This is a genomic window from Culturomica sp. (assembly GCF_003524185.1).
Lineage (GTDB): Bacteria > Bacteroidota > Bacteroidia > Bacteroidales > Marinifilaceae > Culturomica > Culturomica massiliensis.
Genome location: NZ_DOED01000004.1, coordinates 1 through 16,376 on the forward strand (window position 1 = coordinate 1; position 16,376 = coordinate 16,376).

Below are 16,376 nucleotides of genomic sequence, written 5' to 3' on the forward strand. Positions count from 1 at the left end.
TTGCCTGAAGGCAGCGTAGCGGATAACCTGATGGACTACCGCCACGGGCGGGAACTGGCTAAATGGCAATGGGACGTGATCCACGACCCGGGTATAGTGTTGCGGGTGTTTGAGCGGGATGAGGATGTAATGAGACGTTTTAATAATTTTGAGGCATTTAAAGAAATTGTTAGTGTTTATATTAATAACTTGCTTAATTGGGGTATAAAGGAAGGGTATGATATTGGTACTACGGATGCAGGTGTTAATTTATATAATTCTTCTTTGGATATTTATAAACCTAATCAGGTATCTGGAAATAATATAAGTTATGTCAAAAAATTAAATTTAATGGGCATGAATGAATACTCAGAGGAGATTGAAATAGAAATTTTATCTGGAATAAAACTTAAAATGACAATTGAATTTATTTTATCACCGAATAATGATTATAATGAAATAAAGTCTACAGAATATTTAGGTTTTTCTGCAAGTATTATACATGGAAATCCGGGATATTTTTTCTTATTTTTAGGTTTAAATAATAGAAAAATAGGAACAATAAATTTTAGTAATGATGATTATGATCTTTTTGCTAAATTTCTTAGATATTATAAACTTAAAGGATTTAATATAGGATTAAAAGATTTGATGCAGAATGATGTGGAGCGGGCGCAACAATATGAAAAGTGGGGAATACAAGAAAAAGAATACTACAAATGGAATGAAGTTGTTTCTTCTAAATATTTAATTATAAAAAGGGTTAGTTCTGGAGAAACCTTTAAATTATACTGTGAATGATGAAAAAGAAAAATTTGAGAAAGATATTTTCTGTATTAATTATATTGTTGTTTTTTTATTTATTTTATTCATTTGTAGTATATGAAATAAAAGTATATGTATTAAAAAATACGCTATTTGTTAGTCAATTGTGGGGAGCATATGATGCATTTTATCGGAAAAATGAATATTATCCTACTCAGCAAGATGAGTTAATGAAATTTGTATCAGATGTAGAATATCCGGGTCTTAAAAAACAAATAAAATATTTTAAGTGTACTGTTCTTGTAAAAAAAGATACTTTATATATATATGATTATGGATTTAATGGTGTTAATGATCATATGGAACCCTATATAGATAATATAAATAAAATAACGTTTATAGATGTATTTTTTCGGAAAAAGGGGGATATTTTGTTGGTTAAGCAGCCTGTTTTAAAGTATCAAAAAATTGAGATGGAAAAAATAGATGGAGAAAAGCCAATACCACCACTTAAACAAAAAAGTCGTAAGTGATAATTAAGTTCTTTGAAACTTTATAATCTCTTTGGAGGGTCGTTAATTATGTAATTCTCTGTCCTGAAAAGATGAATATGACATAGTTAAAAGAGCAGCATCCAGTCAGGATCGCCTTCTGAATTTTGTCCGGGACCATCCTTTCGGTCGCTTCCGGGAGGTAGCTCATGGCTTATTTGATAGTGCGCTATTTACAGAAGACGGGGAATCCGGCATCGGAAAACAGTTTGCTTTTTGGTACAGGGACCATAAATTCTCCGGTTACTGTAGTAAGATCGGCAAGGAAACAACCTCTTCGCCGGATTCCCGGTATTTTGTCAGATTTGAATATTCATAATGTCGAACAGAGATTAAGATTCGGTTCTGCAAAAACTCATGATTTTGCTGAAGGATTACAATATGTTATAAATTATATAATGTCTAATCTTGACTTGAATGGTAAATTAATTTTTGAAGGAAAATATTGGATTGATTTTCCTTTTGATTGGCATGAATATAAATAGATTAATGATTGTGACTAAACCTAATTACAAACATATTGCTCAAATTATTAATATGAATTAAATGATTATATGTTTTCGGAAATTTGAACATTTAGGACGGATTCATGTTGTCAATAGAGGTTTAGTGGAATCGCAAAACAATTAGAAATAAAAGGAATTAAAGAGGGAACAAAGATTTTTGATGATTACAGTTGGGAGACTTATAATAAGCCTTGGTTGGAAAGTGCTTTACGAAGAGGAAATGATATTGTGTTAGGGAGAGAGCCTTTCAATTTTAAAAAGATAGAGAATGTATATATGAATAATTGATTATCAGTTGTTTGTGGATGATGTGATAGAAAAGTCCTTGTGATTTGATGATAGTGGTCTGAAAAGTGGAGATTTAGCATTTTAAATCTTTGTTGTTGTAAAAATGAGAGAATAAAAAGTTTTTGTTCGAAGAGTTATGTTCCCATACGATTAAAATAACCTCGTCTTTAAATCGGAATATACCTCATATCCACAAAAGGGGGCGGTTGAAACGACCTCCTTGTATATTACTTTATGTTGCCTATAATAGAATCAGCAGATAGAGTATAAGACATCATAAAATCAGCGTAAGAAACAAATAAATCCCATAAGAGCTACGATTTGCCACAAAAAAAGAGTAATTTTGTGGCAAAACATAAAACTATGGGTGCAAACAGCTCTTACAAGGCAATGTATGATATTGTGGAACAAGCTAAGGATGGAACAATTTTCATTCCAGATGATTTCATGATGTGTGGCACTCCCGATGCAGTTCGTTCGGGGTTAAGCCGCTTATGCCGAAATGGAAAATTGTACCGCTTTGCAAAAGGCATTTATTATGTTCCGCTATATGACAAGTGGGATGGGACATTGCGTGAACCGTCACTGGATGACATTGCCCTAAAAATTGCGCAAAGAGACAGTGCGCGTATCATTCCGACAGGAGCGTATGCGCTTAACAGGCTGGGGCTATCCACACAAGTACCGGCCAACATTGTTTACATAACAGATGGTTCTGCACGGCAGATTAAGTTTGGCGAGGGGAAGAGCATTACATTTCGCCATAGTAATGATTTGGGTAATTTTGCCTATCACTCCAAACTGATGCAACTGGCCGTACTTGCTATGCGGGAGATTGGCGAGAAGTCAATAACGGAAACACAAAAGGGAAAAATCAAGAGTATGATAACAGAACATGTTTCGGAACAAGACTTCAAACATGATATAATACTTGCTCCAACATGGGTAAAAATGATATTGCAGCGGTGAAATTTGTAGACTTGTCAAAAGAAGACCGCGTGGATATACTTGATCGTGTTTCCGCAGAATTGAACATACGGCAACGTGAGGTCATAGAAAAGGATTGGTGGGTAACGGCTGTCCTCCGTGCCATGTTTAGTTTGCCGTATGCCGGTCATCTGTCTTTCAAGGGAGGTACATCGTTGAGCAAGTGCTGGCATTTGATAGATCGCTTCTCGGAAGATATAGACATTGCCATTGACCGGGAGTATCTTGGTTTCGGTGGAGTATTGTCGAAAACACAAATCAGCAACAAATTGCGCCGTGCTGCCTGTACCTTTGTAAGAGAGACCATGCAACACGATTTGGCGGGACAATTGTACAAGAGTGGCATCTCAAAAGAAAAGTTCAAGGTAAATGTTGATACAACCCCTGTTACCACAACTGACCCCGAGGTTATAGGCATTAACTATGACTCAGTTTTATCCTTTTCCATAGATGGAAAGGATGGTCAGTATATCCTGCCTAAAGTGAAAGTGGAAGTAAGTGGCAGGTCTATGAGTGAACCTGTAAGCGAGGTGGCTCTTGATTCAATGATAGACCAGGTGTATCCGAAGGCGCCTTTTGCAGAACCTGAGTTCATGGTACGTGCCGTTCTTCCTGAACGCACCTTTCTTGAAAAGGTATTCCTGCTGCATGAGGAGTTTGCCAGGCCAGAGGAATTAATTCGTGTGGAACGTATGTCGCGACATATGTACGACATCGGGCAGATGTTGAAAACCCCAATAGCCGGGCGTGCCATAAACGATGTAGAACTTTACCGTCAGGTAGTAGCGCATCGCCGCGCATTCATCGGCTTACGTGGTTTCGACTATGATACGCTTTATCCGGCTACGCTCAACATCGTTCCTCCGGCTTCTGTTTTAGAGCAGTGGAGAGCCGACTATGAGAATATGCGTCTGCACATGATATATGGTGATTCTGTTTCATTTGAAGAGTTGGTAAACGATCTTAATGATTTGAATGATTGGATAAAAGAGTCACACATAACTTCGCAAATTAGATAATATGGCAAATTGTTGAAATATATTGCAGAAGAAACACAAGGTGCGCCACTATTCAAATTCTTCTTGGATGGTTCTCGTAGAGTGTATAAAGTTGACGACATTCAGTATGACAAGAAAGTATTTCCTATCGTGAGTGGACAAATATCTGTGGCATGCTGTGGCTGAGAAATGAATGTAAACAATACATTTAAGAGTTTTTAGCATGTTCATGAAGAATCATACCCTGTTCTTTGTTTACCAGTGACAGCTAATCTTATCAATGAGCGTAATCCCGTATGTTACGGGACGGATACAAGATGGGTGGATCATCTTTATCCGGTCTATATGACTGAGTGCTATTGCAAAAGTCGCTTCAAAAGCAATTATTACTTTTTGAATTTATTCTAATTAAACTATGGATACAATAGGAAAGGTTATTGTTACCGAAAAGCGACCAATGTCGGCAATAAAATAAATTACGGTACTGACGACAAGCTTTTTTACCTTCAGAGTTGAAGATAGGTATCAGTTTGACCGGTGTTTTTCGGAGATGTTACCAGTTATCTGTGGGATTGGAAGGCGGAAAATATCTGGTTTCTTTGAAAGAAGAGGATCGTGATCATTCATTGCCCGGAAATATTGGCGCTTCGTTTTCAGACAGAGAAATCAACCGTATTTTTGGGAAAGTCGGATTTGAATACGGTTTCCAGGAGATGGTGTATGGACGTGTGGGCTATTTAATGAAAGGAAGGCGGGATTGCAGCGTAAATACACTACTTTCGAAACCGGGATCCGTTTTATGCGTATTCATCTGGACGCGGCTTATTTCGTGTCACATTTCCGGAATACCTATCTTTGGGACAATAGTTTTCGTTTATCGGCGGGAATGGATTTTAATTATACTTTTACAATTGCAGATTTTAAATTATTGGGCAACCTGATTTGTTGTCGAATTCATTTCATTTAAAATCTGCAATCGTAAATCTACAATTTTGTATCCCTTTGCTTCGCTCTGCTTTTACCGACCGTATAGGCAAGAGAAAGGCCGTTGCCGGTTTTAATCCAGTTCTTCGATGGTGAATAATTCGTCCGGGGATAGTTGTAGGGTGGCGAAGCCTTTTTCAATGGGGGATAGGTTGGCGGGGAGGTGCTCGCTCATGTATTCCCGGTTGTTCGGTTTGAAGCTGACTTTCCAGCCTTTGCCGGCTTTATTTTTGAGGTAAAAACACATATTTTCGGGTGGGCCTTGCAGGTAGCGACGGGTGCCCGGGGTGCAGCCGGTGACGAACAGAACACCGTCGACCGGGCAATTTTGCATTTCTGCGGTAAGGGTATAATCTCCGGGATCTTCCTGATTGTTGTACAGGCATTGCATAACCCGGGTTGCCCCCAGCACGCCCAGGGCCAGACCCGGACAGATGTGGCCGTGTAGTTGTGCTGCTTTTAGCAGAAGTTCTTTGGTGTTGTTTGCCAGAATGTTACGGACAATATCGATCCGGGGGGAATCGGCCTGGATGGTTTGGTGTATACTTTGCTGATCGAAGACGGAGGTGTCGCAATATTTTATATCTATGACCGGGGAACCGTCTAATGCGTCGGCGCCTTTAACGTACAGTTTATTGCCTTCCCGCTGAACCAGTTTGACCGTGGTGATGCCTATGTGGTTGGGACGTCTGGGGGAACGGGAGGCAAAGATGCCTTTGGTTTCACCGGTCCGTATTCTGGTGGTGAGCTCGGTCCGTTTTTCATGGTGGAAAGTGAAGACCAGGTCGATATATTCGGCCTGCTCGATGTCCTGTAAACCTTCCGCATATTCCGGGAGAATTTCTATTTCCGATACTTCTTGTTTGATGACTTCAGGAGTCTGGCTGGTGGTACATGCGTTGTGTACGAAACCGATGGGTTCTAATACGATCATAGTAAAACAGGGTAAAAGGTTAGTGATAAAATGTAATGGGTTCATAATGATTACGGTTATTGAGGGATGATACAGATACAGTTTTTGTGGTGTAATACATCTACCTGAATGTCGTATAGGTTTTCGATGTTTTCGGGGGTGTAGACGGATTGGAGTCCCGATGCAAATACGTTGCCTTGTTTCAGCATCAGGGCTTTGTTACAGAAGCGGGCGGCCATATTGATATCGTGTATGGTGATGATAATCGTCATGCCTTCCCCTGCCAGTTGTTGTAAGAGTTTCATTACTTTCATCTGGTGGTTGATGTCCAGGTTGGCAATGGGTTCGTCCAGCAATAATATGGACGGTTGTTGTGCCAGGGCGCGGGCGATGTAAACGCGTTGCTGCTGACCGCCGCTGAGGGTGTTGAGGTGGCGCATGGCAACTGCCTCCAGTTCAAGTCGGGCAAGCAAGCCGGCTACCAGTTCCATATCGGCCGTTGTCGGTTTGCTGTGGATGTAGGGTTTGCGTCCGAGTAATACGGTATCGAATACGCTGATGCCGCCGACAATTTCTTCAGATTGCGGGATGTAGGCGACGGTGCGCGATAATCTTTTCGGAGAATACTCTTTCAGCGGAATATGTCCGATGGAAATCAGGCCCTCATTGATTTTCAGTATGCGGTTGAGGCATTTCAGCAGGGTGCTTTTGCCGGAACCGTTTTGTCCGATAATGGCCAGCATATCTCCCGATTGGACTTCGAAGGAGATGTGTTTCAGGGCTTTGAAGCCGGTGTAGCTGAACGATATGTCGTCGACTTTAAGGTGCATCATACTTTTTTTCGGGTTAAAAGGAACAGGAATAAAGGTACTCCCAGGAATGAGGTCAATATGCCTACGGGAAGAATAATGGGGGAGATGACCGTCCGGGCTACCGTGTCGCAAAGGAGCAGGAACATACCGCCGAATACGGCCGATCCGGTGATCAGAAATTCTTCGTTGTCACCGATAAATTTGCGGACGATGTGTGGAACCACAAGTCCGACAAAAGCGATAACGCCGAAAAAAGAGACGGCAACGGCTGTAATCAGCGAGGTAACGACCAGACCGACGACGCGAATGCGTTGCGGACGGACGCCCATGCTTTGGGCATAATCGTCGCCGGAGCCCAGTACTTTATAGTCCCATCGCTTGTAATAGAAATAAATCAGGGCGGGTAGCAGGACGATGATCAGGAAAACCAGTTTGCTCCAATCGCTGCGCCCCAGGTCGCCGAAGTTCCAGAAGACGATGGAGGCCAGTTGAACGTTGTTGGCAACATATTGCATGACGGCAATACCGGCGCCGAAAAGCGAATTGATGATGACTCCCGAAAGGATGATCGTTTCGACGGAGGCTTGTCTGATTTTGATGATGAGCAGGATTATGGCCAATCCCAGCAGGCTTCCCAGAAAAGCGGAGATTGTGACAATGTAGGGATTGGTGATCATAAAGAGGTCGGATGAACGGGCGATGCCCGTTCCGGCCCCCAGAAAAACAATTCCGAAGGAGGCTCCGAAAGCGGCGGCATTGGATATTCCCAGGGTGTAAGGAGAGGCCAGGGGGTTGCGTAACAGAATCTGCATGATTGCTCCGGATATGGACAGGATGATGCCGGTGACAATTGTCGCCAGGATTCTGGGGAGGCGGATGTTGAGAATGATCTGCCGGTTCATTTCGATACCTTCGCCTCTTACCAAGGCCCATAAATCGGACCAGCCGATCTGGTGAGAGCCGGCGATCAGGGCCAGCAGGGCGATGGCGGCCAGCAGCACCAGCAGGATAACGATAAAGCGTGCGTTGCGGATCCGGTATTTTTTGTATTGTATTAAAATTTCATTGTCCATAGGCTCTGGTAAATACAGGTTTTATTTTGATTTCCGATTGAAGAACCCACAGTTCTTTCCGATTCGGCGGATCAAAGATCTGTCATATCATTCAACGTGTTCTTTTCTGTGCCGAATACGTTTCGGTAGTCGCCCCAATTCCGGACAAGGCTGTCTGCTACGGGGCTACCGACGAACATGGTCAGAATTTCGTTTGCTTTGTCTGTTACGTCAATATCGGTAAATTGTTCCGGAAAAAGCACTTTACCGGCATTCCAGGCATTGATGAGCATTACCTCGAAGTTGGTGTGGTTGTTGTTGTACGGCCACAGGGTATAGATTTGCCGGTCCCGGTAAGCCGTTAACAACCGGTTCAGGCTTTTACGTGTTTTAAAGTCTTCCTGCACGAGCGGCCAGCCGTCGGTATCGACGAAAATTACCTGCGGATTCCAGTCTGCCAGTTGTTCCCAGTCGATATACGTTCCTGTGATGGGAGATATGTAGGCTGAGTCGATTACGGAGGCTACATTATCGGTTTTTAAAAAATCGAATGCGGCATAGTAAGGATCGGTGGACGTAATGCCTTTTTGTCCTTTGTAGGAAATGCCTCCGACATAAATACGGGGGGATTTGCCGGAAGATTGTGCCCGTTGCCCCAGTTCGGCAATCTGACGATCGGTATAGCGGATCAGGCTGTCTACTTGCCGGGTGGTGCCCAACACTTCGCCTATGGAGCGCAAAGAGTTGTAAAATGTTTGCCGGTTGCGGCCGATGTCTCCGTACTCTATCGTAAATACAGGTATTCCGGTACGTTGCTGTAAGGCATCGGCATCTCCGGCCGTTGTGGTCGACATAAAGATTACATCCGGCCGGGCAGCCATAATCAGTTCCGGATCGCCTCCCATAGATGGGCCGATGATCGGTTTTTGTCTCAATTCCGGGTGGGCGAACAGGTGGGTGAAGCAGTTGTCCCGGGTTTCCTGCTCTTCAACTCCACAGATAAAAGGGGCTCCTCCGGCATAGGTGACCAGACGGATCGCCGAAGCCCGGATACAGACGATTCTTTGAATGGAATCGGGCAGGACAACTTCCCTTTGCAGTGCATCGGTAATGACCCGGCCGGTATTTGGGTGTTTATCGGGCCGTGTACCGCAGGAACCGCAAAGCAGTACGCAAAGAATGTAACAGTATATTTTCATTGTATCGGTTTGAATGAAAATCCGGAAATGTGAATATAAACCGGTTATCGGTGCTGGGAGGTTATTTTCAGATTTCCGGATTTCCGGTTATTGCATTTACCGGTTTATATTGACAGCCAGCTTGATATTCATCAGTCTGCCGGCAGACATATACTCTTTGGTGTTCATGTGCCGGTTGTTGAATATATTGATGATCTCCCCGCTGACGTACAGACGGTGGCGGAAAAGCCATTTGGATAGCTGGGCATCCCATATCGCAAATCCCTTAATGGCAGTGGAGTTGTCTTCGGAGGTATATTGTTTGGATTTATAGCGTCCGCGAAACATGGCATCGACAATACCGCCCGTCCAGAGAATATAGCCTTTGACCTGGTGTTTAGGGGCATATGTCAACAGTTTGTCGTTTAATTCGGGCTGCTCTTTGAAATCTTTGATTTTAGCGTCGTTGTATGAATAATTGAGGTTGATTTTCAGGTTGTTGACAGGAGTGTAGTTTAAGTCGGCTTCTATTCCCTTGACATCCACTTTGGAGATATTCCGGCGTTGGAAAATGTCCCGTTTGCCCCACATTTTTTCTCCGGTGGCGACATAATACAGGAAATCTTTTCCTTTGGCGTAATAAAATGAAGGGGAGAAGGACAGGGTGCCGGTGAGCCGGAAGGTTCCGCCGATTTCGTAATTATCGATCTGTTCGGGTCCGAGGTCGGGGTTGGCAATTTTAGGGCCGACCCACATCCATCCCGAACGGCAGAGATCGTCCAAAATAGAAGCCCGGAATCCCTGGGAATAAGAAATGTAAGCGGATATGGTTTCGGTTGGGTTATAGCGTAAGGCTATCCGGGGGGAGAAATGTTCCCAACGGTTGTTTTTCAATTTCCCGTTGTAGGTGTTAAAGTCGGAGACATTTTCGCCGATGGCCTCGAACCAGCCTTTGTGAAAATAAGCATTGTCGTAGCGTAAAGCCATTTGTAACCAGATTTTCTTGTTCAGAAGACTCAGTTCGTCTTGTGCAAATACGGAGATGATACGGATTGTACCCCGGTTGAGTACCTTATCGGGAGAGGTAACATAATGGTCACCGCCGTCGATGCTGCCGTTTTTGAATTCGCTGCCTATGACCAGGTCGTTGAATTTACCGGACAGTCTGAGGTGCATGATGGCACCCCAGTCGTCACGGTGGGATTTGACATCGAATCGCTGGTAATCCGAGTTTTTCATCCGTTCGTCGAGTTTGAAATAGTCCTGGCGTTGAAAGTAAAGAGCTGCGTTGTAGGAAAATTTACCTTTTTCACCGTAGAAGCGGCCTTGTACCCTGTGGTGGTTGAAGTGACGGTATTCCCCGTCCGGAGCTTGGATTTTTTCACCTTCTCCCCGTTTGTCTTTGTAAAGGTCATAGGCCAGATCGATGTTGAAGAGTGCGGTTGGACTGTATAAGATTTTGGTGTATAAGCCGCCTTCTTTTACAAAGCGGGCTACGCTGTAGTCCGGGTTGGTCCGCAGGCTGTCGGGGACATTGTTAAAACCGTCGCTTTTGTTGTAATAGCCGGAAAGGAAAACGGAAAACTTGTCATTGACCCGGCTTGAAATACCCAGATTGGTTTTCCAGGTGTTCAGGGAGCCGTAACTCCCGGAGGCATTGACAGAGAACGGGGAGAACGGTTTTTTGCTGATGATGTTGATGACTCCTCCCATAGCGTTATTGCCGTAGAGCGAGGAGCCGGGACCTTTGAATACTTCGATCCGCTGGATGTTGTCCATGTGGAGACTGTTCCAGTTGACGCCTCCTTCATCGGACGTATTGATCGGAATGCCGTCGAAAAGTACTAAGGTACGTCCTTGCTCGTCTCCGGCAAGTCCGCGGATACTGACATTGGTGTGCATATTACTGATACCGTCCGAACGGGTGGTATTGACACCGGAGATCATCGTCAGGATGTCGTCGACACTTTGTGCCGGCGTATTCCGGAGAAGCACAGGGCTGACGATACTGATACTTCCCGGACTTTGGGTCACCGGACGTTCTGTGCGGGAACCCGTTACGACGACTTCATGCAGGACCAGGGTTGTATCGACCGTTTCGGTGCGGGCGTATGCCCCAAGATAGAGTCCTGATAAAAGCAGGGCAGATAGAGTTGTTATAAGGCTGTATTTTAGTTGCATTTCACTCGGTTTTATGAACAATAAATAAATTCCGATAACGCTTGAATTTGCTATTCAGAAGCGGTAAAAGCGCAAGCGTGACTTTATTGAAGGTGTTTCAAAGGATATCGAAAATCTCGTGGCGGTCCCAGTCGAGCCAGTATTGTATGGCCAGAGCACGGACATATTGCCAATTGGCTTCTGTATCCGCTCCGTAGGTTTCGACCCCTTTTTTCAGGTCTTCCCGTACACGGCGTTCGTATTCGGGTTTCAGCCGGAGGGTGACTTTTTTATTCTTGAATGTAAAGGTGGCCTCCGGTCGTGTGTCGCCGGCTTTTACTTCGGCAACTGTAATCAGTCCGTGTCCGAGAGTGCCTCCGGTACTGACTTGCAGGCCGTCATTGAGGCAACTTACCGGGGGCCGGTTACCGGCATAAGTGGTGACGTGCATGTCGTCGACGCCGATATCGAAATATTCCCGGGCCCGAATTCCCATTTTCACGCCGACGGTGGCGAATATACCGAGATGTCCGTGTAATTCGTTGGTCAGAACGGCAGCCCGGAATTCACTTAATCCGTAACGTTGAACGGCCCGTCCGATAATCGGCATAATGTCGCGGATATAATAACCTTCATCGAGTGGGAAATGGTAGAATACTTTTCCTTCGGTGTTTTCCGGTCCCTGATAAACAGCCAGTATTTGCTGTTCGATGGGGCGTATTTTCCGGGGAACGTCTATGCTGTACCATTCGATTGCGGGAGAAAGGCTGTCTTTGTTGAAAAGTTGCGGTGAATTGAGTGCCAGTACGGTCAGTTCGTCCCAGATGCGGAGGTGTTCGTCCCGTATTAATTCCCGGAGCGGAGGAATGGCGTGTGTTTCGGCGACTTTCTGAGCATACCGGGAATTTTGGAGATAACCCAGCTCGGTGAGGAATTGCCTGTCTACCGGCGCCGATGCCTGATCGGCAGAGGAGACGAGCAGCATGTTGATCCCGCTGTCCATGACTTTCCGGGCAGCTTCCGGGTCCGTTTCATAATTTATTCCGCTTATGGGACTGGCGCCGCTGTTATACCAAACCAGGCGTTCGATTTTTTCTTTCAGACGGGGATCGGTTGTCAGGGCGTCACTGATATTCGTCAGTGCCCCCAGGCATATCAGGGTTACCGGTTTCTTTTCGTTCCCGATGGTTCTTATCAGCAATTCTTCGGCTGTCAGTTCGGGCATATCGGCGGGCACACTGTCTCCCCACGGAATTGCCCGGGCAATATGCCGCCATTCGGGAGCAGGGGCATGTACTTCCCTGCCTGGGGCGACCGGAATTCCCTGATGGTAAAAATCATTCAGGAGGGCTTTTACTTTCCGGTATCCCTGTTGCGGTGTAAGGGCACCTTCCGAGGTGGTGATCGCCAGTATTTCGATGTCGTGGTCACCCAGCAGCATGCAGAGGGTACGTAAATCATCGGCAGCACAGTCGGTATCGACAATTGCGTACATACGGGGTTTCCCGGAATGGGCGAATGCGGTAAGCGTGAGTGATAAGATGATTCCCAATAAAAATAGCTTATGTCTCATGATTCGGATTTTAACGGTTAATGGATAAATGCAAACCTCCGAAGAAGATGGCTCCGGGCATAGGATAGCCGTCCAATATCTGGTATTTTTCCCGGGTGAGGTTTTCCCCTTTGGCAAAGATCGTCATTGCCGGGAACAGTTTGTAGGATACCTTGGCATTCAGCAGGCCATAGTCTTCCTGTCTGGCATTTTTCCCGGTGACCAGATATAAGCCGTTGATGTATTGATAGCCGATGTTAACCTGCCACTTGGGGGTATGGAAGTTGGCATTGACGTAAAGCTGGCGTTCAGGAGCATTCAATACCGGGATTTTCATATAAAGCCATGAATAGTTTCCGCTAAGGCTGAATTTACCGGAAAGGTCGGCTTGCATTGCTACTTCAATCCCTTTGTTTTTGAAGCTGCCTGTATTGACATTCATGGGTTTGTTGTTGATGATTTGGGTTTGAATCAGGTTCTTCCCGTCGGCGATAAAGCCGGAAACTTCCAGGTAAAGGCTGCGTTTGAAAAGATAATGTTCCAGTACTACTTCATAATTGGTCATCTCTTCCGGTTTCAGGTTGGGATTGGCAGGTGCCCACATAAACATTTCGCGGATGGTCGGGTTGCGGAATCCTTTGGAAAAACTGGATTTGATGACGAAATTTTCGGTAGGACGTATAGCTAATCCGATTTGCGGAATCCATTTGTTGCCGTAAGATTTATTGTGCTCTAGGCGGCCTCCGGCATTTAACGTCAGCCGATCCTTGAAAAGATTTTGTTGCATGATGGCATATCCGCCCAGATCGTAGGAGGAGGTATCGACCATGATTTTATCGGGGGCGTGATTCAGAAAGCGGTTCCAGGCTTTACCGCCATATGATTTATAATCGAAACCGAGTGTAACCATATTCCCTTGCCAGGGTCTTACGATTTGGTAGAAGAGTAGTCCATAGGCGTTGTCGCGTGAGCGGTAGCGGTAGTCCAGCGGTTTGCCGCCGGTGGTGTATCCGTCGTTGATATTGTGATCACCCCAATTGTAGAAAAAAGCCAGGGCTCCGTTCAGGTGCCGGAATTCATTCTCAAGGGATGCCGAAGTCATTCCCCGGAGGACATCTACTGTGTTGTCGAACATGGGTTTCGTGATCATGCCCGGATTTTCCGCTACATAGCCGGCGACGCTGATATCGGCGCGAAACCGGAAGTGTTCGGAGAGGCGTAATCCTGCGTTGGCAAATCCATTGGTAATATGGAATTTCGAGTTTTCCCGATCGCCGTCTGTCCGGTCGTGGTTGACGGAGGCATAGGCATCTACACGACCTTTACGGCCTCCGATATTGGCCATGTATTTCTGGGTGTTGTAACTTCCTCCCATGGCCCGGGCATTCAGTGAAAAACCTTCCCGGTTTTGTTTGCGCGTGATGATATTGATAACGCCTCCCATCGCATTGGTACCGTAAAGAATAGAGGCGGGACCTCTAACAACCTCCACACGCTCGACATCGGAGGCGACATAGGCGTCGGGGAGGGGATGTCCCATTAATCCCATAAATTGAGGATGGCCGTCGATGAGTACCAGCATTTGGGTGTTGGGAGATCCGCCTATGCCGCGGATCGAGATACCTCCGGCTGCTCCGCTGGCTACACCGAATCCGGTGATACCCCGTTCGGAAACGAACAGACCGGGCACCCGTTCGGAAAGTACCGGTAAAAGGGCCGATTCGCTGCTGTTTTCAATTTCATTACGTCCGACGACGGTGATGTTCATCGGGACGTTGTTCCGGTTCACCAGAGTACGGTTTCCGGTAACGACTGCTTCCTGTAATATCAGGGCTGTGTCTGCTTTCTGCTCCTGTCCGTAGCTGGCATTATGGCAAACCCATAACGTCAGCCATATAATAATGGCTGTATATTTCATTGCATATTTGGATTGTGTCGGGAGGCGAACGTTTTAATTGCAGATTTTAGATTGACGATTTTAGATGAAAAGAATCTGACGACAAATCAGGTTGCCAGATAATTTAAAATTTACAATCTGAAATTTACAATGTATATCGACATTACATTTCGGGCTTCCGGCAATGTTATTTATTTACTTCAAAAGGAACGGTCGAATCGGCTCCAGGGAATTATCTGTACCGGCCTCGGGAGATTTCCCGGGGAGGTAAAAGGGGATTTACCGGTAGGTTTGGGCCGGTACGAAAATAGAAACGGAGTCTTTGTCGGATCGCTTTGATAAAGGAATGCGTTGTTCCGGGGGATGGCGAGAGTAGGATAACAAGGGAAAAATATACAGCGCTTGTCGTGCAGGGTGATCTGCGATGCGAGAGGCGAGATGGCTTTCCTGCTGATAGTTTCTATCACGCCTCCCCTGGCAATGTTGCCAGACAGGAAAGTCCCGTGTTCCGATAGGTAGATACCCGGTGTTTTCAACAGATACCGGATATGCTGTTGTGTTTTTTTGTCCATTTGCTTTTCGTTTCGTTTATTTTGCTTGTAACGGATTGCCTATCCGTTTGTTTCAAATTACAGGGGATTTCGGATGAAACGGTCATAAATCCGGAGAATGATTCCGGATATTTAATTGAATGTATTTTCTCAATGTTTTACTATTTGCAAGCGGTTTTCTATCGGTAGGTATTTTATGAATCGGAGTAGCGGATGTTTTCCCTGATAATTCTTAGGTTAACGTAGTATAAATAAGTTAATAATCCGGCCGGATTTGTAACAACTTTCGTTTTTCAGCGTAGTTCTCGTGTTAAAGTCGGAGGGAAATAAATTCCTTTCGTTGCTGGAAAAATTATTTTTTAACTATTAAAACCGAAAACTATGCATTTAACACCAAAGGAGATTGACAAGCTAATGCTGTTATCGTTAGGAGCAATCGCTGCACGGCGCAAAGAAAAAGGGTTGAAGCTGAATTATCCCGAAGCTGTCGCTTACATCAGTTCTGCGGCCTTAGAAGGTGCCCGTGAAGGAAAAACATTGGAACAGGTTATGACCGATTCCACGAAAGTATTGACAAAAGACGATGTGATGGAGGGAGTGGCTGACATGATCTCTCTGATTCAGGTCGAAGCAGTTTTTACCGACGGCAGCCGTTTGGTAAGTATTCATCAACCTATTAAATAACAAAGATTATGGCAGATATGAGTAAAGCGGGTGCTCCGAAACAGGCACCGATTACACCGGGTTTTACTCCGAAGCAGCATGTAGGCGTCGGAGGAGAAATATTGAGTGCAGACCCCATCACGTATAATGAAGGGCGGTATACTGCGAAACTGGTCGTTCATAATACCGGTGATCGTCCGATCCAGGTAGGCTCGCATTTCCATTTTTTTGAAGTAAACCGTTATCTGGAGTTCGACCGGGGGAAAGCATTCGGATGTCATTTGAACATACCGGCAACGACGGCTGTCCGGTTTGAGCCGGGCGAAGAGAAAGAGGTAGAAGTTGTTGCTTATTCCGGAAAGCAGTATGTGATGGGATTCAACGGTTTGGTACAGGGCTTTACAGGTGATGAAGATGCACCGACCTATTTCCCGAAACGGATACTGGCGATCGAGAATGCAAAAAATTTGGGTTTTAAAATCATAGATGAAGCAGCCGCTGAAGCTGATCTTCAGAAAAAGAATCAAAAAAAGAAATAAT

The 16,376-nt window shown here is 45.1% G+C and carries 14 protein-coding genes; 6 read left to right on the forward strand and 8 right to left on the reverse strand.

Translation table 11 applies throughout. The features are described 5' to 3' along the window. The 4 genes from DD657_RS00870 to DD657_RS00885 all read left to right on the forward strand — a co-directional run. Window positions 1-780: hypothetical protein (locus tag DD657_RS00870; RefSeq protein ID WP_287048045.1), on the forward strand; the 780-nt coding region annotated here is incomplete at its 5' end. Beyond that, window positions 777-1,277, forward strand: a complete 501-nt coding sequence (locus DD657_RS00875) for a hypothetical protein (RefSeq protein WP_287048046.1) — start codon at window positions 777-779, stop codon at window positions 1,275-1,277. The genes DD657_RS00870 and DD657_RS00875, both read left to right, overlap by 4 nt. 1,175 nt (window positions 1,278-2,452) lie before the next feature. Beyond that, window positions 2,453-3,058, forward strand: a complete 606-nt coding sequence (locus tag DD657_RS00880) for a DUF6088 family protein (RefSeq protein ID WP_287048048.1) — start codon at window positions 2,453-2,455, stop codon at window positions 3,056-3,058. Then, complete coding sequence (locus DD657_RS00885; RefSeq protein WP_287048110.1) at window positions 3,055-4,095, forward strand: nucleotidyl transferase AbiEii/AbiGii toxin family protein; 1,041 nt, start codon at window positions 3,055-3,057, stop codon at window positions 4,093-4,095. The genes DD657_RS00880 and DD657_RS00885 overlap by 4 nt, the downstream gene beginning before the upstream one ends. A 1,036-nt stretch (window positions 4,096-5,131) precedes the next feature. Here DD657_RS00885 and tsaA read toward each other — a convergent pair. From tsaA to DD657_RS00925, 8 genes are all read right to left on the reverse strand, one after another. Beyond that, window positions 5,132-5,992 (reverse strand): tRNA (N6-threonylcarbamoyladenosine(37)-N6)-methyltransferase TrmO, encoded by an 861-nt coding sequence (tsaA, locus tag DD657_RS00890; protein ID WP_235837457.1) that lies wholly within the window; start codon window positions 5,990-5,992, stop codon window positions 5,132-5,134. Between the two features lie 56 nt (window positions 5,993-6,048). Beyond that, on the reverse strand, window positions 6,049-6,804 hold the full coding sequence (locus DD657_RS00895) for an ABC transporter ATP-binding protein (RefSeq protein ID WP_118774280.1): 756 nt from the start codon (window positions 6,802-6,804) through the stop codon (window positions 6,049-6,051). Beyond that, window positions 6,801-7,856 (reverse strand): FecCD family ABC transporter permease, encoded by a 1,056-nt coding sequence (locus DD657_RS00900; protein ID WP_021986634.1) that lies wholly within the window; start codon window positions 7,854-7,856, stop codon window positions 6,801-6,803. The genes DD657_RS00895 and DD657_RS00900 overlap by 4 nt, the downstream gene beginning before the upstream one ends. A 71-nt stretch (window positions 7,857-7,927) precedes the next feature. Next, window positions 7,928-9,034, reverse strand: a complete 1,107-nt coding sequence (locus DD657_RS00905) for an ABC transporter substrate-binding protein (protein WP_021986633.1) — start codon at window positions 9,032-9,034, stop codon at window positions 7,928-7,930. A 96-nt stretch (window positions 9,035-9,130) separates the two neighbouring features. Continuing rightward, window positions 9,131-11,194, reverse strand: coding sequence for a TonB-dependent receptor (locus tag DD657_RS00910; protein WP_287048050.1), 2,064 nt, complete (start codon window positions 11,192-11,194; stop codon window positions 9,131-9,133). A 97-nt stretch (window positions 11,195-11,291) separates the two neighbouring features. Next, on the reverse strand, window positions 11,292-12,746 hold the full coding sequence (locus DD657_RS00915; protein WP_021986631.1) for a nucleoside hydrolase: 1,455 nt from the start codon (window positions 12,744-12,746) through the stop codon (window positions 11,292-11,294). Window positions 12,747-12,756: 10 nt separating this feature from the next. After that, window positions 12,757-14,643 carry a TonB-dependent receptor gene (locus DD657_RS00920; protein WP_287048053.1) on the reverse strand — a complete coding sequence of 629 codons (1,887 nt, stop codon included), beginning with the start codon at window positions 14,641-14,643 and terminating at the stop codon, window positions 12,757-12,759. Between the two features lie 179 nt (window positions 14,644-14,822). Beyond that, entirely contained in the window at window positions 14,823-15,194 is a 372-nt protein-coding gene (locus DD657_RS00925; protein ID WP_147379514.1) for a hypothetical protein, read from the reverse strand. A gap of 360 nt (window positions 15,195-15,554) precedes the next feature. On the opposite strand from DD657_RS00925, the gene DD657_RS00930 reads away from it, so the two are divergent. Both DD657_RS00930 and DD657_RS15200 read left to right on the forward strand, forming a co-directional pair. Beyond that, entirely contained in the window at window positions 15,555-15,857 is a 303-nt protein-coding gene (locus DD657_RS00930) for an urease subunit gamma (protein WP_021986628.1), read from the forward strand. Between the two features lie 8 nt (window positions 15,858-15,865). Then, window positions 15,866-16,375 carry an urease subunit beta gene (locus tag DD657_RS15200; RefSeq protein WP_021986627.1) on the forward strand — a complete coding sequence of 170 codons (510 nt, stop codon included), beginning with the start codon at window positions 15,866-15,868 and terminating at the stop codon, window positions 16,373-16,375. Window position 16,376 lies beyond the last annotated feature (1 nt).